The sequence below is a fragment of the Micromonospora sp. NPDC048063 genome (assembly GCF_043202855.1).
GTDB lineage: Bacteria > Actinomycetota > Actinomycetes > Mycobacteriales > Micromonosporaceae > Micromonospora.
Genome location: NZ_JBIDBG010000006.1, coordinates 333124 through 351451, shown reverse-complemented (window position 1 = coordinate 351451; position 18328 = coordinate 333124). Strand labels below are relative to the sequence as shown.

Here is an 18328-nt window from a genome sequence, read left to right as displayed (position 1 = left end):
CCGGAAGGGCCGGCCGGCACGGAGCAGAGGCGTCTGGACTGGCGGTCAGGACCGCGCGGGCGGCTCACCGCCGCCGAGGGCGGCGAGGATCGCCTCGGCGGTGCGCCGACCGACGCCGGGCACCTCGGTGATCTCCTCGACGGTGGCGGCGGAGAGCCGCTTGAGTGAGCCGAAGTGCCGCAGCAGCGCCTTGCGCCGCACCTCGCCCAGGCCGGGGACCCTGTCCAGCGCCGACTCGGTCATCCGCTTCGAGCGCCGCTGCCGGTGGAAGGTGATGGCGAAGCGGTGGGCCTCGTCGCGCACCCGTTGCAGCAGGTAGAGCCCCTCGGACGTGCGCGGCAGGATGACCGGGAACTCGTCGTCGGGCAGCCAGACCTCCTCCAGCCGCTTCGCCAGGCCACAGAGCGCCACGTCGTCGACGCCCAGCTCCGCGAGGGCCTGGGCCGCCGCCGCGACCTGGGGCGCGCCGCCGTCGACCACCACCAGCTGCGGCGGGTACGCGAACTTGCGCGGCCGGCCGGTGGTCGGGTCGATCAGGGTGCCGACCCGCGGCTCGTCGGGCCCGGCCTGCCCGGCCGGGGCGTCGGGGTCGTCGGCCGGCTCGACGCCCACCTCGCCGGTCTCGGCGCGGGCGTCGAGATAGCGGGCGAAGCGGCGGCGCAGCACCTCCGACATGGCGGAGAGGTCGTCGGTGGCGCCACGGATGATGAACCGTCGGTATTCGCTCTTGCGGGGCAGCCCGTCCTCGAAGACGACCATGCTGGCCACCACGTCGGTGCCCTGCATCTGTGAGATGTCGAAGCACTCGATGCGCAGCGGCGAGGTGCGCATGTCGAGCGCCTCGCTGATCTCGTCGAGGGCCTTGCTCCGGGTGGTCAGATCGCCGGCGCGGCGCAGCTTGTGCCGCGCGAGCGCGTCCTTGGCGTTGCGCTCGACCGTCTCCAGCAGGGACCGCTTGTCGCCGCGCTGCGGCACCCGCAGCGTCACCCTGCTGCCCCGGTGGCTGGAGAGCCAGTCGGCCAGCGCGACGGCGTCGGCGGGCAGCTCCGGCACGAGCAGCTCGCGCGGCACGTCGGCCTCGCCCTGCTCGCCGCCGTAGACCTGGGTGCAGAAGTGGTGCACCAGGTCGCCCGTGGTCAGGTCCTCCGTCTTCTCCACCACCCAGCCGCGCTGGCCCCGGACCCGGCCGTCGCGGACGTGGAACACCTGGACGGCCGCCTCCAGGGGGTCGTCGGCGAACGCGACCACGTCGGCGTCGGTGCCGTCGCCGAGCACCACCGTCTGCTTCTCCATCGCCCGGCGCAACGCGGCGATGTCGTCGCGCAGCCGGGCCGCCCGCTCGAACTCCAACTGCTCGCTGGCCTCGGTCATCTCCCGTTCCAGCTTGCGGACCATCGTGTCGGTGCGGCCGGCCATGAACTCGCAGAAACCGTCGACGATCTCGCGGTGCCGCTCCGGGGTGACGCTGCCGACGCACGGCGCCGAGCACTTGCCGATGTAGCCCAGCAGGCAGGGGCGGCCGACCTGGCCGGCGCGCTTGAACACCCCGGCGGAGCAGGTGCGGGCCGGGAAGACCCGCAGCAGCAGGTCGAGCGTCTCGCGGATCGCCCACGCGTGCGAGTAGGGCCCGAAGTAGCGCACCCCCTTGCGCTTGGCGCCCCGCATCACCTGCAGACGCGGGAACTCCTCGTCGAGGGTGACCGCCAGGTAGGGGTACGACTTGTCGTCGCGGTAGCGGACGTTGAAGCGCGGGTCGTACTGCTTGATCCAGGTGTATTCGAGCTGGAGCGCCTCGACCTCGGTGCCGACCGTGACCCAGTCGACCGACTCGGCGGTGGTGACCATCTGCTGGGTGCGCTGGTGCAGGCCCCACAGGTCCGCGAAGTAGGAGTTGAGGCGGCTGCGCAGGTTCTTCGCCTTGCCGACGTAGATCACCCGGCCGGTGCCGTCGCGGAACCGGTAGACCCCCGGTGACTCCGGGATCGTGCCGGGCGCGGGACGGTAGGTCGAGGGGTCAGCCACGGCAGCAAGCCTAGTCCGCACCCCCGACAGCCCCCGTCAGGAGCGCGGCGCCGCCCTGCCCGCCCTGCCCTGGTGGACGACCCGCCGGCGGCGCGGCCGGCATCCTGGTGCTGGAGCGGTTCCTGCCGCCGGCCGCCCTCCGGGGAGCCCCGGCCAGCCGGCCGGCGGACGACGGCGACGGCGACGGCGGACGCCACGACGGGATGACGACGGCCGACGACCCGGTGGGGTCGCCGGCCGCGGTGCGTCCGGTCAGGCCAGCGAGATCTGGTCGCCCGTGACCTTGATGTTCTTCGGTGGGAGGGGCTTGGTGGCCGGGCCGCCCTTCACCGAGCCGTCCTCGATGGAGAACTTGCTGAAGTGGCAGGTGCAGTTGATGGTGCCGCCGTCGACGTTGGTCACCGGGCAGCCCTGGTGCGTGCAGATCGAGTCGAAGGCCTTGAAATCACCGGCGGTCGGCTGCGTGATCACCACGCCCTGGGCGGGGTATACGGCGCCGCCGCCGACCGGGATGTCGGCGGTGCGGGCCAACGACTGCGCACCCGCGCGGTCACCGCCGCCGGCGTCGCCGCTGCTGGGCACCGCCGGGCCGCCGCTGGTCGGAGCCGCGCCGCCGCCGGAGTCGTCGCTGCCGCAGGCAGCCAGGACCACCGCAGCGCCGACCGCGCCGGCGCCCGTGAGAAGGGCACGCCGGGTCTGCGTCGCCGGCCCGGTCAGCTCCTGCTCGTCACTCATGCCTTGCCTCTCTCTCGGCTGCCGCCGCCCAGTGATGATCCGCGGCCATGCTCGGGTACACGCAACACTGTGCCCGACGGTTCACCCGGTCGGCGAGTGCCAGGCTGGCCAGACGGGCCCGGCGGCCCGCCCGGATGGGTGCCGGCGCCTCAGCGGGCCCCGGCCGGGACCTTCCGCGCGCGGGACTTCGCGCCGTTGGCCTTGGCCGCCCGGGAGGTGGCCGCCGCCGCACCCTTGGCCTCGCCGTCGAGCCTGAGCACCTGCCGCAGGAACTGCCCGGTGTGGCTCTCGGGCACCTCGGCGACCTCCTCGGGGGTGCCGGTGGCGAGCACCGTGCCGCCCCGGTGACCGCCCTCGGGGCCCATGTCGATCAGCCAGTCGGCCGACTTGATCACGTCGAGGTTGTGCTCGATCGTGATCACCGTGTTGCCCTTGTCGACCAGCCCCTCCAGCACCATCAGCAGCTTGCGGATGTCCTCGAAGTGCAGGCCGGTGGTCGGCTCGTCGAGGACGTAGACCGTCCGGCCGGTGGAGCGCTTCTGCAGCTCCGAGGCGAGCTTGACCCGCTGCGCCTCGCCGCCGGACAGCGTCGGCGCGGGCTGGCCGAGCCGGACGTAGCCCAGGCCGACGTCCACCAGCGTCCTGAGGTGCCGGTGGATGGCCGGGATGGCGGAGAAGAACTCCGCCGCCTCCTCGATCGGCATCTCCAACACGTCCGAGACGGTCTTGCCCTTGTAGTGGACCTCCAGGGTCTCCCGGTTGTAGCGGGCGCCCTTGCAGACCTCGCACGGGACGTACACGTCGGGCAGGAAGTTCATCTCGATCTTGATCGTGCCGTCGCCGGAACACGCCTCACAGCGTCCGCCCTTGACGTTGAACGAGAACCGGCCCGGACCGTACCCCCGGACCTTGGCCTCGGTGGTCTCCGCGAAGAGCTTGCGGACGTGGTCCCAGACCCCGGTGTAGGTGGCCGGGTTGGACCGCGGCGTCCGCCCGATCGGCGACTGGTCGACACCGACCACCTTGTCGACGTGCTCCAGCCCGGAGACCCGGGTGTGCCGGCCGGGAACCAGCCGCGCGCCGTTGATCTGGTTGGCCAGCACCGCGTAGAGGATGTCGTTGACCAGCGTGGACTTGCCGGAGCCGCTGACCCCGGTGACCGCGATGAGCTGACCCAGCGGGAACGACACGGTCAGGTTGCGCAGGTTGTGCTCGCGCGCGCCGTGCACGACCAGCTCCCGGCCGGGGGTCTGCGGGCGACGCTGCTGCGGCGTCGGAATGGACCGGCGGCCGGACAGGTACGCCCCGGTCACCGATTCCGGGTTCTCCAGCAGCGCCGGCACCGAGCCGCTGTGCACGATCTTGCCGCCGTGCTCGCCGGCGCCCGGGCCGATGTCGACGATCCAGTCGGCGGTGCGGATGGTGTCCTCGTCGTGCTCGACCACGATCAGCGTGTTGCCCAGGCCCCGCAGCCGGACCAGGGTCTCGATGAGCCGGTGGTTGTCCCGCTGGTGCAGCCCGATCGACGGCTCGTCGAGCACGTAGAGCACCCCGACCAGGCCGGAGCCGATCTGGGTGGCCAGCCGGATGCGCTGCGCCTCGCCACCGGAGAGGGTGCCGGCCGGGCGGTCCAGGGAGAGGTAGTCCAGGCCGACGTCGAGCAGGAACTTCAGCCGGGCGTTGATCTCCTTGAGCACCCGCTCGGCGATCATCTTCTGCCGGTCGGTCAGCTCGATGCCGGCGAGCAGGTCGGCGGCCTCGCCGACCGACAGGTTGCAGACCTCGGCGATGCTCTTGCCGGCCAGGGTCACCGCGAGCACCTCGGGCTTGAGCCGGGCGCCGCCGCAGGCCGCGCACGGCACGTCCCGCATGTAGCCCTCGTACTTCTCGCGCGACCACTCCGACTCGGTGTCGGTGTGCCGGCGCTCGATCCACTGCACCACGCCCTCGAAGCCGGTGTAGTAGGAGCGCTCTCGGCCGAACTTGTTGCGGTAGCGCACGTGCACCTGGTCGTCGGAGCCGTGCAGGATCGTCTTCTGCGCCCGGGACGGCAGGGCTCGCCACGGGGTGTCGACGTCGAAGTGCTCGGCCTCGCCGAGGGCCTCCAGCAGGCGGAGGAAGTATTCCAGGTTGTGCCCGGTCGACCAGGGCTGGATGGCGCCCTCGCGCAGGCTGCGCTCGGGGTCGGGGACGAGCAGCTCCGGGTCGACCTCCTTCTTGGTGCCGATGCCGGTGCACTCGGGGCACGCGCCGTAGGGCGCGTTGAAGGAGAAGACCCGGGGCTCCAGGTCCTCGATGGCGAGCGGGTGGTCGTTGGGGCAGGCCAGGTGCTCGGAGTAGCGCCGCTCGCGCTCCGGGTCGCCCTCGGCCAGGTCGACGAAGTCGAGCAGCACGAGGCCGTTGGAGAGGCCCAGGGCGGCCTCGACCGAGTCGGTCAGCCGCTGCTTGGCGCTCGGCTTGACGGCGAGCCGGTCGATCACCACCTCGATGGTGTGCTTCTCCTGCTTCTTCAGCTTCGGCGGCTCGGTCAGCGGGTGCACCACGCCGTCGACCCGGGCCCGTGCGTAGCCCTTGGCCTGGAGCTCGGCGAAGAGGTCGACGTACTCGCCCTTGCGGCCGCGCACCACCGGCGCGAGCACCATGAACCGGGTGCCCTCGGCCATGGCGAGGACCCGGTCGACGATCTGCTGCGGGGTCTGCCGGGAGATCCGCTCGCCGCAGACCGGGCAGTGCGGCTCGCCGATGCGGGCGAACAGCAGCCGGAGGTAGTCGTAGACCTCCGTGATGGTGCCCACCGTCGAGCGCGGGTTACGCGAGGTGGACTTCTGGTCGATGGAGACGGCCGGGCTGAGGCCCTCGATGAAGTCGACGTCCGGCTTGTCCATCTGGCCGAGGAACTGCCGCGCGTACGACGACAGCGACTCGACGTAGCGGCGCTGCCCCTCGGCGAAGATCGTGTCGAAGGCCAGGCTCGACTTGCCCGACCCGGAGAGCCCGGTGAAGACGATCAGGGCATCCCGGGGCAGGTCGAGACTGACGTCACGCAGGTTGTGCTCGCGCGCGCCACGGATGATCAGTCGGTCGGCCACTGTCCGTGTACTCCCGGGTGAAGAAGATGAGGAGGAAATGTCCGCTCTGAGACTGGTCTGAGCGGTTGTCTGCGCACAGGAAAGGCGCCCCGGCAACTCTAGCCCCGAGGTACGACACTTTTCCCCGCCGGCACATTCCCCCAGCTCAGCCCGGTCGGCCGCGCCGCCGGCCACCCCCTGGCACGGGCCGAGCGCCCGCGCCGAGCGCCCGCGCCGAGCGCCCACGCCGAACGCCCACGCCGAACGCCCACGCCGAACGCCCGCGCCGAACGCCCGCGCCGAACGCCCGCGCCGAACGCCCGCGCCGAACGCCCGCGCCGAACGCCCGCGCCGAACGCCCGCGGCCGGTCGAGCGCCATGCGCCGACCGGCCGCTGTCGCGCGACGACCCCGTCAGGGGCGGGCGGCCCGCCGGCGGGCGGAGCGCCAGCCGCCGCGCCGCTCGGCGGCCAGCCGCGCCTCGCGCCGCCGGCTCTCGTACGCCACCTCCCGCTGCAACCGGCGCCAGCTCTCCCAGCGCCGCGCCGGCAGCTCGCCGTTCTCCAGCGCCTCGCGCACCGCGCAGCCGGGCTCCCCGTCGTGCCCGCAGTCGGCGTACCGGCAGCCGGTGGCCAGCTCGGCGATGTCGGCGAACGCCCGGTCCAGCCCCGCCGAGCCGTCCAGCAGGCCCACGGCCCGTACCCCCGGGGTGTCCAGCACCGCCCCGCCGCCGGGCACCGGGACCAACGCCCGCCACGTGGTGGTGTGCCGGCCCTTGCCGTCGACGCGCCGGATCGCCTGGGTGGGCATCACCACGGCCCCGGCCAGCGCGTTGACCAGGCTCGACTTGCCGGCACCGGACGGGCCGAGCAGGCCGAGCGTGCGGCCGGGCGCCACCTCGGCGCGCAGCGGCTCCAGCCCGGTGCCGCGCTCGGCGCTGACGGCCAGCACCGGCACCCCGGGGGCGACGGCGGTGAGCTGGCGTGCCACCGCCTGCGGGTCGGCCGCCAGGTCGGCCTTGGTGAGCACCACCAGCGGCCGGGCGCCCGACTCGTGCGCCAGGGACAGCAGCCGCTCGATCCGGCCGGTGTCCGGTTCCGGGTGCACCGGCTCCACCACCGCGGCGGCGTCCAGGTTGGCGGCCAGCACCTGGCCGCTGGCGTCCTTGCCGGCGGTCCGCCGGACCAGGGCGGTGCGCCGCGGCAGCACCGCCTCCACGGTCACGTTGCGGTCCGGCCAGGTGCCCAGCAGCACCCAGTCGCCGGCGCAGGGCAGGCGGGTCAGGTCCCGGGCGGCGGCGGCCAGGACCGCCCCGCCCAGGGTGGCGCGGACCGGGCCGTCCGCACAGAGCACGGTGCAGACGCCCCGGTCCACCCGGGCCACCCGGCCCGGGCGGTGGTCGTTGCGCCGTCGTACGTGTGCCGCCCGGTCGGCGTCCCAGCCGAGGGCGGTGATATCGATGGTCATGGCATTCCTTGTCGGTGTCGGAGCGGGTGGTGCACGCGTGCTGCGACCGGCAACGTCACCACCTCCTCCCCGACTTCCGGTGCCGCGTCCGACGCCGACGGTAGGGCGCGCGACGACGCGCCGAAAGCGATTTCCCCGGCGACTCGGGGCGGCCCGACGGTTAGGGTCGGTACGTGACCACTGATCCACTCCTGCTGACCGGCGAGGTGGACGCGGCCACGGACCGCCTGCTGCGGACCGCGGCCACCTTCGACGATGCGGACGTCGCCGCCGCCTCCCTGCTGCCCGGCTGGACCCGCGGGCACGTGCTGGCACACCTGGCCCGCAACGCCGACGGATTCGTCAACCTGTTCACCGCGGCCCGCACCGGCGAGCCCGTCCCGATGTACGCCTCCGCGACGGCCCGGGAGGCCGACATCGAGGCCGGCGCTCCCCGGCCGCCCGAGGCCCACCTCGACGACCTGCGCCGCTCGGCCGACCGGTTCGCCGAGGCGGTCGCGGCGATGCCCGTCGAGGCGTGGGCGGGCACGGTCCAGACCCGGCGCGGCCCGTGGCCGACGGCCATGCTGGTCTGGGGCCGGCTGCGCGAGATCGAGGTGCACCACGTGGACCTCGACGCCGGTTACCGACCGGCCGACTGGCCCGAGTCGTTCGGCCACCGGCTGCTGCACGAGGTCGCCGGCGACCTCGCCGGCCGCGCCGACGTGCCGCCGATGGTGCTGCGCTTCGACGGCAGCCGGCACGAGCTCGTCGTCGGCGACCGCTCGGCCGCGCCCACGGTTGCCGGCTCCGCCCCCGAACTCGCCGCCTGGCTGATCGGCCGCAGCCCCGGCACCGTGCTGGCCGTCACCCCCGACGGCCCCCTGCCGCAACCACCGGAATGGATATAGCCAACGATGACCTACAGCGGAGACGTCACGCCCGGCGGTGCGCCGGCCGTACGCGAGCTCGACGCGCTCACCATCACCAAGGTGTCGGTGGGCCCGATGGACAACAACGCCTACCTGCTGCGCTGCCGGGCCACCGGCGAGCAGGTGCTGATCGACGCGGCGAACGAGGCCCCGCGCCTGCTCGACCTGGTCGGCGACGCGGGGCTGGGCACCGTGGTCACCACCCACCAGCACATGGACCACTGGGTGGCGCTGGAGGAGGTGGTCGCCAAGACGGGCGCCCGCCCGCTGGTGCACGCCGACGACGCGGCGGGGCTGCCGATCGAGGCGGAGACGCTGGCCGACGGCGACACCGTGCCGGTGGGCGACTGCGCGTTGGAGGTCATCCACATCAAGGGGCACACCCCCGGCTCGATCGCGCTGCTCTACCGCGACCCGGCCGGGACGCCACACCTGTTCACCGGCGACAGCCTCTTTCCCGGCGGGGTCGGCAACACCGACAAGGACCCGGAGCGCTTCGCCGCGCTGATCGACGACGTGGAGCACAAGCTGTTCGACAGGTTGCCCGACGACACCTGGTTCTACCCCGGCCACGGCAAGGACAGCACGCTCGGCGCGGAGCGCCCGGCGCTGCCCCAGTGGCGCGCCCGGGGCTGGTGAGCACCGGCGGGGCCGGGTGCGTCGCGCGCCCGGCCCCGCTCCCCCCGTTGGCGGCGGTCAGCCCCCGGTGACCGCCCGCAGCCGGCGCCGCGTACCCATCAGCACCACCCCCGCCAGCAGCAGCCCGACCGCCATGGTGACCAGCATCGGGCTGGACTCCCCGGGCAGCAGCCCGGCCAGCGACCGCGAGGCGGTCCCCAGCATCAGGTAGAGCCCGGCCCAGGCCGCCGCGCCGACCGTCGCGCAGCCCAGGAAGCGCCGGTACGACATCCGCAGCCCGCCCGCCGCCAGCGGCAGCAGCGCGTTGAACACCGGCAGGAAGGGCGCGATCAGCACCATCCGGCCGCCCCCGCGCCGCAGGATCCCCTCCGCCGCCGCCCAGCGTTCCTCGCCGATCCACCCGCCGATCCGGCTGTGGCGCAGCCGGTCCCCGTACCGGCGGCCGGCGAGGAAGCTCAGCGACCACCCGGAGAGGCAGCCGGCCACCACGACGGCGAAGGTGGCGACGCCGGTGACCGGGCCGCCGACCCCCATGGCGGCCAGGATCGCCACGTCCCCCGGGACCAGCACGCCGAGCAGCGGTACGGCGTCAAAGAGCATCACCACCCCGAGCACCCCCATGAGCAGGGTGGTGGGAAGCTCTCCGACCTGGGCCAGCCAATCCGCCATGCCCCGTACGCTATGACCGCCCGGCCACCCCGGGCATCGGGTCCGATCCCCCACCGCCCCCTGGTATCCGGGTCGGGGTCGACCCTGAGGAGCCCGGGGTCACCGGGGGCGCAGCACCTGGACCCGCCGGATGGGCGTGTCGACGGCGGGCTCGGTGGTCGGCAGGACATAGCTCGTCACGGCCGCCAGCACGTCCGGCGGCAGGTGCCCCCGCCCGGGTTCGCCGACGAGCACGTCCGCGCCGGTCGCGGCGGCCCGGCGCAGGAAGGGCAGCACGCGCGCCGTCATCGCCTCGTCGTAGAGCACGTCCCCGGCCACCAGCAGGTCCACCTCGGACGGATCGGAGTCGAGCAGGTCGCCGCCGGTGGCCGCGACCGTCACCCGGTTGGCGCGGGCGTTGACGGTCACCGCCGCGACCGCGTACGGGTCGATGTCGTTGGCGACCACGCGGTCGGCGCCGGCGAGCGCGGCGGCGATCGCCACCAGGCCGGACCCGGCGGCCAGGTCGAGCACCCGCCGCCCGGCGGCGAGGTCGGGATGGTCGAGCAGGTGACGGGCGAGGGCCTGCCCGCCGGCCCAGACCGAGGCCCAGTACGGCGGCGGCAGGGCGTGCCCGGCGTGCGCCTCCATCCGGGCCCACCACACGATGGCGTCCTCGGCCAGGTGCAGCCGCACCTCGGGCACGAACGGTGCCCGCACCAGCCGGAGCCGGTCCAGGCCGGCGCCCGGAGCGTCGATCTCGCGCTCCAGCTCGGTCAGCGCGACGGCTGCGGCACCTCTCACCGGCGCAAGCATGCCCCAGCGAGCCGGTCGCCGCGCGGCTTTCGCCCAGTGGCCCCAAGAGTTCACCACGCCGCCTACGGCACTTCGGCCAGCAGATCGGCGTTCGGCCGGTTACTGTCGGGGAGGTACCGGGCGATCATCGGTCGAGCACCGAGGGATCACCCGCTTGGGAACAGGGAGAGATGCATGGCAACCGGCACGGTTAAGTGGTTCAACTCGGAAAAGGGCTTCGGCTTCATCGAGCAGGACGGCGGAGGGCCGGACGTCTTCGTCCACTACTCGGCCATCGCGACGAGCGGTTACCGGGAGCTGAACGAGGGCCAGAAGGTCGAGTTCGAGGTGACCCAGGGGCAGAAGGGTCCGCAGGCGGACAACGTCCGCCCGATGTAGATCCGTGCCGGTGGCGGCGGCCGGGAGCCGGCCGCCGCCGCAGCGCATTCAGGGCGCCTCCGGCGCGGCGGGCAGGTCCCGGCGCCGCCGCAGCGGCCCGACCAGCAGGATCACCGGGGTGAGCGCCAGCCAGCCGGTCATCACGGCGATCGCGGTGCCGGTCCCGTACGCCGCGCCGACCGCCCCGGCCAGCAGCGCGGCCAGTGGGATCGTGCCGTAGTTCAGCATCTGCATGCTCACCGTGACGCGGCCCAGCAGGTGGTGCGGGGTGTAGGTCTGCCGGAAGCTGCCCTTGATCACGTTACCGACCGCCACCCCGAGGCTGAGCAGCATGCCGCCGACCGCCGGCAGCACCAGCGCGCTCCCTGGGCCGGCGAGCGGGATCAGCAGCGCCGGCGGCCCGCTGAGTGCCCCCGCCAGCAGCAGGGCCCGGGCGGTGCCGATGCGCCGGCCGAGCCTGGTGGCCAGCAGCGCGCCGACGATGCCGCCGAGACTCATCACCGCGACCAGCGCGCCGACCGACGCGGGCGCGAGGCGCGCCTCCCGGACGAGGAAGACCACCAGGACGGCCTGGTAGCCGACCAGCCCGACGTTGCTGGCCGCGCCGAAGACGGTGAGTGCCCGCAGGTAGGGGTCCCGGGCGACGAACCGGATCCCCTCCCCGATCTCGCGTCGCAGCGACCGGGACCGCCGCACGCGCCCGGGAGGCTCCTCGACGGTGCGGATGCGCAGCAGGCAGACGGCGGAGAACAGGAAGCTCAGCGCGTCGAGCAGCAGCGCCGTGACCGCGCCGGCGAGCTGCGCGACCCCGCCGGCGAGCCCGGGGCCGAGCACGTAGCTCGCGGTCTGGGTGGCCTGGAGCTTGGCGTTGCCCTCCGGCACCTGCTCGGGGCGCAGCAGCACGGGCAGGTAGACCTGGTCGGCGGTCTCGAAGAAGACCCGGGCCAGGCCGGCGCCCAGCGCGACCACCAGCAGCTGCCCGACGGTCAGCACGCCGAGCAGGGCGGCGACCGGGACGCTGAGGAACAGCGCCGCGCAGACCAGGTCGCAGGCGATCATCAGGGGCCGGCGCGGCAGCCGGTCCACCCAGGCGCCGACCGGCAGGCCGACGAGCAGCCAGGGCAGCCAGGAGGCGGCGGTGAGCACCGCGACGCCAAAAGCGCCGGCGTCGAGCACGGTGACCGCGACCAGGGGCAGCGCCACGGTGGTGACGTTGCTGCCGACGGCACTGGCCGTCTGCCCGGCCCAGAGCAGCCGGAAGTCCCGGTGCCGCAGCAGGCCGCCGCGTCGTACCCCCGGGTCGCCCGCCGGGGGCGGCGGCGGGGTCTCGCCGGCGGCAGGGGTACGGGGCGGCGCGGAGCCGGCGGCCCGCGTCACGGCGTGGCCGGAATGCCGTAGGCGAACAGGAAGACCGGCTCGCGTTTCCGCCCGTCGTCGGGCACCTCCCGGTCGGCCCACCGGGCGAGCAGGTCGTTCACCTCGCGCCCCAGCTCGGCGAGTTCCTCGTCGGTCAGGTGCAGCCAGCGGTCGGTGGAGAACGGCCCCGAAGGCCAGGCGGCCTGGCTGGCCTCGTCGGTGGCGTGCCAGGCGCGGGCGAGGGCGGCGTGCCGGTCCAGGTTGAGCGAGGTGGCGGCGTCGGCGACCGCCCGGGCGGCGGGGTCGGCGTCGAAGTCCGACTGGGACCAGCGCACGCCCCGGCTGACCAGGCGCCACCAGCGTTCCCGGCGGTCGCGGGCCAGCTCGGGCGCCTCCTCGAGCAGCTCGGCGCCGGCCAGCACCCTGAGGTGGTGGCTGACGTTCGCCGGCGCCTGGTCGGTCCGCTCGGCGAGCTGCCCGACGGTCGACGGGCCGTGCACCTTGAGCACGTCCATCAACCGGCGACGCAGCGGGTGGGACAGCGCGGCGAGGACCCGCGAGTCGGTGACCTGGCGCACCTCAGGGTTCGTCATGCCGCCAGTCTGGCATCGGCAACGCCAATTGCGCAAGGATCATTGCGCAACTGACGTTGCCGGTTCCGGGTGGTCCCAGGCGCCCACACGGCGTTCGGCACCCCGCTCGCGCCGCCCAGAGGGGTCAGGGTCGACGGCGGGTCAGGCGGCCAGCCGGCGGCCCAGTTCGTCGGCGACCTGCGCGGCCATGGTGGCGGGGATCGCCGCGGCGATCTTCTCGGGGGTGAGGGTGGCGAGCACGCCCGCCACGATCGCCTGCTCGTCGGTGAAGTCCTTGCCGGACAGCGCGGTGAGCTGCACGACGAGCGTGTCGAGCCGCTGCATCGTGTAGTCCAGCTTCGCCACGATGCTGTTGCTGGCCTTCTCGGGGCCGCCCGCGTCGGGGTCGACGCTGCGCCCCATGCTCGACCCGCCGTAGAACATGCCGGTGTACATGCTGTTGATCTGACTCTCGGCCTGTGCGCTCATGTCGTCCTCCAGAAGTCCGATGGCGGTCAGGTAGCGGCGAAACAGCGGGGTCTGGTCGCGTCTCGCCTTGATCGAGTCGCGGAAGAAACTGAAGTGGGTGTGCCACAGGTGGGAGTCGTCCCCGCTCGTTCGCTTGCGCAGGCGGTCCCACCGTCGGACGACCCTGCCGTCCGGGGAGTAGATGATCTCCCTGATGTCCCGGCTGTCCGGGGTGTTGGCGACGCACTGCGCCACGCACCAGTTGGAGAAGGTGCGCAGGTCGTGCGTACGGCCGCCGGAGTCGACCGCGAAGAGGCCGACGTCGAGCGCCGCCGCGTCGAGGGTCAGGCCGGCGGAGTCGCGCGGCGACTCGACGACGGAGTAGTCGTTGGGCACCACCCGGTCGGAGCCGCAGTGGTAGCCGCCCCGGTGGGCGGGGTCGCCGACGATGCCGACCTCGTCGGGTTCGAGGTCCTGGCTGCGACTGGTGTCGGGGTCGATGTCGAGGTGGTCGAGCAGCAGACGGCGGACGGTCAACAGGTTCTCCGGTGCCCGCGTCATGGGATTCCCCCTTGCGGATGGTCAGGGGCCGGGCACGACGGTTACACCGCGTAGGCGGTGTGGGGCCGCACGCGCGGGCCCGGCCGAGTGGTGCACAGCGCCGGGCGTTGGCCCAACCATAGCGCCGCCGATGAATGAATGCCCAGCTCAGAAGGGGTTTTTTCGACTGGTAGAAAGCTGCGTGGGGGTCGCCGTGATCGGCAGGACCACTGCGGACGGTCGCTGCGGGTCGTGCAGGATTTCTCGCCATCCGGCACGGAGGGTGACGGCAGCCCCGAGGGCTTCGCCGGTGCCGGGGTTGCGCGCGTAGCGCGGATGGGCGCCGCCGGAGACCTGTACCCGCAGCCGGTGCCCGGGCGCGAACCGGTGTGCCGTCGGCCAGATCTCCACCGGCACGCGCACCACCCCTTCCGGGTCGGTGGGGTACCGGCCGGGTGTGACGCGGACCAGCCCGTCGCAGACGTTCCAGGACCGGCCGCGCCGGTCCACGTCGCACAGTCGCACGAAGACGTCCAGGTGGGACAGTTCGCTGCGGAGGTGGATCTCGGCGCGTACCGGGCCGATCACTTCGACGGGCCGGTCGAGCGGGGCGCTGGTGAAGGTCAGCACGTCGGGTCGGGCCTCGACCAGGCGGTTGTCCACCGGCCCGGCACGCTGGGCGACGAGCAGTGGCCCGCCGAGCGAGGGCGTCGGGTCGGCCGGGTCGTAGCGGAAGCGATCCGGCGCCGACGGGACCGGCGCCGCGGTGTCCAGCCGGCCGCCCGGGTGCAGGTGCCACCGGATCGGCGCGGCCGGCGGGGGCCAGTCCGGCAGGTCGCGCCAGCCGCCACCGGCCCCGCCGACGTGCACCCGGACCGGGGCCGCCCGGCCGGCGGCGGTGCCCCGCCGCTCCGCCCGGTGCGGCGGGCGGCCGGCGAGGTGCTCGTCGAGCCAGTCCAGCCCCTCGCGCAGGGCGGCGACGAACAGCCCTGGGCTGCCGTGGGTCCACGGCCCGACGGTCAGCCGGGGGTGGGCACCGGCCGCGCGCAGCGCCGCGAAGTCGCGCAGCTGCGCCGGCAGGAAGATGTCGTGCCAGCCGGTCACCATCGCCACCGGGGCACGGACCTCGGCGATCCGGTCGCCGAAGACGCGGTCGCGCCAGTAGCCGGCGTCCGGAGTGTGGTGGCGCAACCACTCCTGGAAGAACGGCACCGTCACGCCGGTGGCCACGCGGTCCGCCTCCAGCAGCGGCAGGTGCGCCAGCGCCGCGGTGAGCCGGGGCTGGCCGCGCTTGAGCTCCCACTGCCGGGCCAGCCACGGCACGGTCTGCGCCTGGAGCAGCTCCGCCCAGGTGAGGACCGTGTCCAGGGCGAAGGACTCCCCGGCGTACGTCGAGTCGCGGGTGCCCGAGGCGGTCACCACCGCGACCATCGCCCGCAGCTCCGGTCCCGCGTCGGCGGCCAGGGCCCACTGCACGAAGCCCTGGTAGCTCGCGCCGAACATGCCGAACGCGCCGGACCACCAGGGCTGGCGGCGCAGCCAGTCGAGGGTGTCCAGGCCGTCGTCGCGCTCGTGCACCAGCGGGTCGAAGGTGCCGCCCGAGCCGAACGTGCCGCGGCAGGACTGGATCACCACGTGGAAGCCGCGCTCGGCGGCCAGCCGGCCGAGCAGCCGCATCGGCCCGCCCCGCCCGTAGGGGGTACGGATCAGCACGGTGGGCGCGCCGGGGAGGTCCGGGGCGTAGTGGTCGGTGCGCAGCGGCACACCGTCGCGGACCCGCACCGCGATGCCGCGGGTGACGGTGACCCGCCGGGTGCGCGCGGGCGGCAGCCGCAGCGCGGCGACGGCGAGCCGGACGGCCGGCCGGTCGAGCACGACGTCAGCCCTTCGCGCGCCGGGGTGGCTCGTCGCGGGCGGCCCGGACGGTGTCGCGGTGCTCCCGCATCGAGGCGGTCATCGCGGCCATGAACCGGTGCACGACCTCCAGCTCGTCGTCGCCGAAGCCGGCCATCACCTCGTCGGTGCGCCGGCCCAGCGGGCGGAAGAAGTCCGTCGCCAGCGCCGCGCCCCGCTCGGCGTAGTGCAGGAAGACCTTGCGCCGGTCGGCGGTGTCGCGGTCGCGGCGGATGTGCCCGGCGCGCTCGAGCCGGTCGATCAGCGCGGTGACGGATCCGGAGGAGAGGCTGAGCTGCTCGCCGAGGCGCCCCGGGGTGATCGGCTGGCCGGCCAGCTCGGCGTCCATCACCGCGATCAGCGCCTGCAGGTCGGTGGCGCCCAGCCCGTGCAGGTTGGCGAAGGCGTGCCCGACGTGCTGCGCGTCGACGGAGTAGCGCCGCAGCTCGGCCGCGATCTCGGCGACCAGCTTCTCGCGGCGGGTGTCGCGCCGCCGGTACATGCCGTGGCCTGTCACGTCCGCCGTTTCCTCCCGCCGCCGCTCCGGTTGCAGCATAACTCAGCAGCCTATAATCTCGATTATCGAGATACTCGACGGTCGGCATACTTCCGGTGGCGGCGAGGTCTTGCGTCGAAGCAGTCCCGCCGAGAGACCGTGAGGGCATCCGATGTCTGTGTTCACCCGCGTGGCCCGCGGACGACCGGCCGCATGGCTCACCGTGGTCACCGCGTTCTTCCTCGGCGCGGCCGTCTTCGGGCTGCCCAAGCCCGACAACCCGGCTCCCATCTCCGCCACCGGCCTGTCCGTCGAGTGGCAGTCGACCCAGGTGGAACGCCTCCAGGACCAGTTGCCCTCCCGCGACGTCCAGCCGGCGATCGTCGTGGTCAGCCGCGCCGACGGCGGGCCGCTCACCGAGGCCGACCGCGCGGCGCTCACCGGCCAGTCCGGCGACCTCGGCCGGTTCGCCGCCGACGGCCGCGTCAGCCCACCGCGGGTCTCCCCCGACGGCACCGTCGCGCTCGTCGCCGTGCCACTGTCCACCGGCGGCGGGCAGGAGGAGGTCGCCGGCCGGGTCGACGAGCTCCGCGCCTCCCTGGACGACGCACCCGAGACGCTCACCGTCGAGGTGACCGGCGGGCCCGCGTTCGCCACCGACCTGACCAAGGTCTTCGACGGCGCCGACACCACGCTGCTCGTCGTCACCGCCTGCGTCGTCGCGCTGCTGCTGCTGATCACCTACCGCAGCCCGTTCCTGTGGATCGTGCCGCTCGTCGTCGTCGCGGCGACCGAGCAGCTCACGCTGCGCGCCCTCGACACGATCGTCCCGGCGGTCGGCATCAACCTGCCCGGCGGAGCCGTCACCGGCATCGCCAGCGTCCTGGTCTTCGGCGCCGCCACCGACTACGCGCTGCTGCTCATCGCCCGCTACCGGGAGGAGCTGCGCCGCGAGGAGGACCGCTTCGTGGCGATGCGCGCCGCGCTGCGCCGCACCGCCGAGCCCATCCTCGCCAGCGGCTTCACCGTCGTGCTCGGCGTGCTCACCCTGCTGCTGTCCGAGCGGGAGCTGAACCACGCCCTCGCCGTGGCCTGCGCGACGGGCGTCGTCCTCGCCATGCTCTCCGCGCTGTTCGTCCTGCCCGCCGCACTGGTGATCTTCGGCCGCGGCCTGTTCTGGCCGTTCGTGCCCCGGGTCGGCGGCGCGGTCCGCGAGGGCCGGCTGTGGGGCCGGCTCGGCGCCGCCGTCGAACGCCGTCCGGTGCCGGTCGCCGTGCTCGCGACGCTGCTGCTCGCGGGGCTCGCCCTCGGCGGGCTCGGCATCCGCACCGGCCTGTCCGAGACCGAGCAGTTCCGGGTCAGACCCGAGGCGGTGGCCGGCGCGGAGACCCTCGCCCGCGCCTTCCCCGCCGGGACGACCCAGCCGGTCGCGGTCCTGACCACCCCCTCGGCGGCACGGGCCGTCACGGACGCCGCCGCGGCCGTGCCCGGCGTCGCCTCGGCGCGGCCCGGCGAGGCGGGCGCGCGGGTCGCCCAGGTCGACGTCGTCCTCGACGCGGAGCCCGGCACCGCCGCCTCCGACCGCACCGTCGAGGCGCTGCGCGACGCGGTCGCTGCCGTGCCCGGCTCCGCCCCGCCCGCGGTCGAGGGCGCCGCCGCGTTCGACGGGGCCGTCGTGGGCGGCCCGGTCGCCGCGACCCACGACTCGGGCGCGGCCGACGGCAGGGACCTACGGCTCATCCTGCCGGTCATCCTGCTGCTCGTCGGCGCCGTACTCGTGCTGCTCCTACGCGGCCTGATCGCACCGGTGCTGCTCGTGCTCACCGTGATCGCGTCGTTCTTCGCCAGCATCGGCGCGTCGTGGCTGATCTTCGACCACGTGCTCGGGTTCCCCGCGCTGGACAGCGGCGTGCTCCTGCTCGCCTTCGTGTTCCTGGTGGCGCTGGGCGTCGACTACAATATCTTCCTCGTCACCCGGGCCCGCGAGGACGCGCGGCGCACCGGCACCCGGGACGGCATGCTGTCGGCCCTGCGGATCACCGGCGGCGTCATCACGAGCGCCGGCATCCTGCTCGCGGCGGTCTTCGCCGTGCTGGGCGTCCTGCCGCTGATCCTGCTGACCCAGATCGGGATCATCGTCTGCATCGGCGTCCTGCTGGACACCCTGCTCGTCCGGACGGTCCTGGTGCCGGCGCTGGCGTTCGCGCTCGGCGAGCGCTTCTGGTGGCCGGGCCGGATCGCCCCCGAGCCCGCCACGCCCCACGCCCCGACCCGCCCGGAGCCGGCGGCGGCCCGGGACTGACCGACGCGATCCGGGGCC

15 protein-coding genes are annotated in these 18328 nt (G+C 74.1%); 4 read left to right on the top strand and 11 right to left on the bottom strand.

Features of this window, described 5'->3' with window-relative positions; all coding sequences use genetic code 11:
• Positions 1-45 precede the first annotated feature (45 nt).
• The 4 genes from uvrC to rsgA all read right to left on the bottom strand — a co-directional run bounded on the left by uvrC (position 46) and on the right by rsgA (position 7291).
• The gene (uvrC, locus tag ACGFZ2_RS18330; RefSeq protein ID WP_393454906.1) at positions 46-2022 is read right to left on the bottom strand and encodes an excinuclease ABC subunit UvrC; all 1977 of its coding nucleotides are present in this window, start codon (positions 2020-2022) and stop codon (positions 46-48) included.
• Between the two features lie 252 nt (positions 2023-2274).
• Positions 2275-2757, bottom strand: a complete 483-nt coding sequence (locus tag ACGFZ2_RS18325; RefSeq protein ID WP_393454903.1) for a Rieske (2Fe-2S) protein — start codon at positions 2755-2757, stop codon at positions 2275-2277.
• Positions 2758-2906: 149 nt separating this feature from the next.
• A complete protein-coding gene (uvrA, locus tag ACGFZ2_RS18320) occupies positions 2907-5846 on the bottom strand; it encodes an excinuclease ABC subunit UvrA (protein ID WP_393268939.1) in 2940 nt (979 codons plus the stop codon).
• Positions 5847-6238: 392 nt separating this feature from the next.
• Entirely contained in the window at positions 6239-7291 is a 1053-nt protein-coding gene (gene rsgA / locus ACGFZ2_RS18315; RefSeq protein ID WP_393454900.1) for a ribosome small subunit-dependent GTPase A, read from the bottom strand.
• A gap of 173 nt (positions 7292-7464) precedes the next feature.
• Between rsgA and ACGFZ2_RS18310 the strand changes: the two genes are divergently transcribed.
• Both ACGFZ2_RS18310 and ACGFZ2_RS18305 read left to right on the top strand, forming a co-directional pair.
• Positions 7465-8181: a maleylpyruvate isomerase family mycothiol-dependent enzyme gene (locus tag ACGFZ2_RS18310; protein ID WP_393454897.1), complete on the top strand. Its 717-nt coding sequence runs from the start codon at positions 7465-7467 to the stop codon at positions 8179-8181.
• 6 nt (positions 8182-8187) lie between these two features.
• Positions 8188-8841 carry an MBL fold metallo-hydrolase gene (locus tag ACGFZ2_RS18305; protein WP_350709178.1) on the top strand — a complete coding sequence of 218 codons (654 nt, stop codon included), beginning with the start codon at positions 8188-8190 and terminating at the stop codon, positions 8839-8841.
• 57 nt (positions 8842-8898) lie between these two features.
• Here ACGFZ2_RS18305 and ACGFZ2_RS18300 read toward each other — a convergent pair whose 3' ends face one another.
• Together ACGFZ2_RS18300 and ACGFZ2_RS18295 are read right to left on the bottom strand one after the other, a co-directional pair.
• Complete coding sequence (locus ACGFZ2_RS18300; protein WP_393454894.1) at positions 8899-9510, bottom strand: DedA family protein; 612 nt, start codon at positions 9508-9510, stop codon at positions 8899-8901.
• A gap of 99 nt (positions 9511-9609) precedes the next feature.
• Positions 9610-10305 carry a class I SAM-dependent methyltransferase gene (locus tag ACGFZ2_RS18295; protein WP_393454891.1) on the bottom strand — a complete coding sequence of 232 codons (696 nt, stop codon included), beginning with the start codon at positions 10303-10305 and terminating at the stop codon, positions 9610-9612.
• 174 nt (positions 10306-10479) lie between these two features.
• Between ACGFZ2_RS18295 and ACGFZ2_RS18290 the strand changes: the two genes are divergently transcribed.
• The gene (locus ACGFZ2_RS18290) at positions 10480-10683 is read left to right on the top strand and encodes a cold-shock protein (RefSeq protein ID WP_007072071.1); all 204 of its coding nucleotides are present in this window, start codon (positions 10480-10482) and stop codon (positions 10681-10683) included.
• Positions 10684-10731: 48 nt separating this feature from the next.
• Here ACGFZ2_RS18290 and ACGFZ2_RS18285 read toward each other — a convergent pair whose 3' ends face one another.
• From ACGFZ2_RS18285 to ACGFZ2_RS18265, 5 genes are all read right to left on the bottom strand, one after another.
• Positions 10732-12060: an MFS transporter gene (locus ACGFZ2_RS18285; RefSeq protein ID WP_393454888.1), complete on the bottom strand. Its 1329-nt coding sequence runs from the start codon at positions 12058-12060 to the stop codon at positions 10732-10734.
• Positions 12057-12632, bottom strand: coding sequence for an ArsR/SmtB family transcription factor (locus tag ACGFZ2_RS18280; protein WP_393454885.1), 576 nt, complete (start codon positions 12630-12632; stop codon positions 12057-12059). The genes ACGFZ2_RS18285 and ACGFZ2_RS18280 overlap by 4 nt, the downstream gene beginning before the upstream one ends.
• A 141-nt stretch (positions 12633-12773) precedes the next feature.
• The gene (locus tag ACGFZ2_RS18275) at positions 12774-13640 is read right to left on the bottom strand and encodes a hypothetical protein (RefSeq protein ID WP_393454882.1); all 867 of its coding nucleotides are present in this window, start codon (positions 13638-13640) and stop codon (positions 12774-12776) included.
• A 147-nt stretch (positions 13641-13787) separates the two neighbouring features.
• Positions 13788-15494 carry a CocE/NonD family hydrolase gene (locus tag ACGFZ2_RS18270; protein WP_393454879.1) on the bottom strand — a complete coding sequence of 569 codons (1707 nt, stop codon included), beginning with the start codon at positions 15492-15494 and terminating at the stop codon, positions 13788-13790.
• 4 nt (positions 15495-15498) lie between these two features.
• Entirely contained in the window at positions 15499-16014 is a 516-nt protein-coding gene (locus ACGFZ2_RS18265; RefSeq protein WP_350709378.1) for a MarR family transcriptional regulator, read from the bottom strand.
• Positions 16015-16180: 166 nt separating this feature from the next.
• Between ACGFZ2_RS18265 and ACGFZ2_RS18260 the strand changes: the two genes are divergently transcribed.
• Entirely contained in the window at positions 16181-18310 is a 2130-nt protein-coding gene (locus ACGFZ2_RS18260; protein ID WP_393454876.1) for an MMPL family transporter, read from the top strand.
• The last annotated feature ends 18 nt before the right edge of the window (positions 18311-18328 follow it).

What these genes read in the sequence shown, in the direction of transcription:
- ACGFZ2_RS18265 (WP_350709378.1), bottom strand. Translation starts at nt 16,014, where the DNA reads ATGTACCGGCGGCGCGACACCCGCCGCGAGAAGCTGGTCGCCGAGATC.
- ACGFZ2_RS18300 (WP_393454894.1), bottom strand. Translation starts at nt 9,510, where the DNA reads ATGGCGGATTGGCTGGCCCAGGTCGGAGAGCTTCCCACCACCCTGCTC.
- ACGFZ2_RS18260 (WP_393454876.1), top strand. Translation starts at nt 16,181, where the DNA reads ATGTCTGTGTTCACCCGCGTGGCCCGCGGACGACCGGCCGCATGGCTC.
- ACGFZ2_RS18295 (WP_393454891.1), bottom strand. Translation starts at nt 10,305, where the DNA reads ATGCTTGCGCCGGTGAGAGGTGCCGCAGCCGTCGCGCTGACCGAGCTG.
- rsgA (WP_393454900.1), bottom strand. Translation starts at nt 7,291, where the DNA reads ATGACCATCGATATCACCGCCCTCGGCTGGGACGCCGACCGGGCGGCA.
- ACGFZ2_RS18325 (WP_393454903.1), bottom strand. Translation starts at nt 2,757, where the DNA reads ATGAGTGACGAGCAGGAGCTGACCGGGCCGGCGACGCAGACCCGGCGT.
- ACGFZ2_RS18275 (WP_393454882.1), bottom strand. Translation starts at nt 13,640, where the DNA reads ATGACGCGGGCACCGGAGAACCTGTTGACCGTCCGCCGTCTGCTGCTC.
- ACGFZ2_RS18305 (WP_350709178.1), top strand. Translation starts at nt 8,188, where the DNA reads ATGACCTACAGCGGAGACGTCACGCCCGGCGGTGCGCCGGCCGTACGC.
- ACGFZ2_RS18290 (WP_007072071.1), top strand. Translation starts at nt 10,480, where the DNA reads ATGGCAACCGGCACGGTTAAGTGGTTCAACTCGGAAAAGGGCTTCGGC.
- ACGFZ2_RS18280 (WP_393454885.1), bottom strand. Translation starts at nt 12,632, where the DNA reads ATGACGAACCCTGAGGTGCGCCAGGTCACCGACTCGCGGGTCCTCGCC.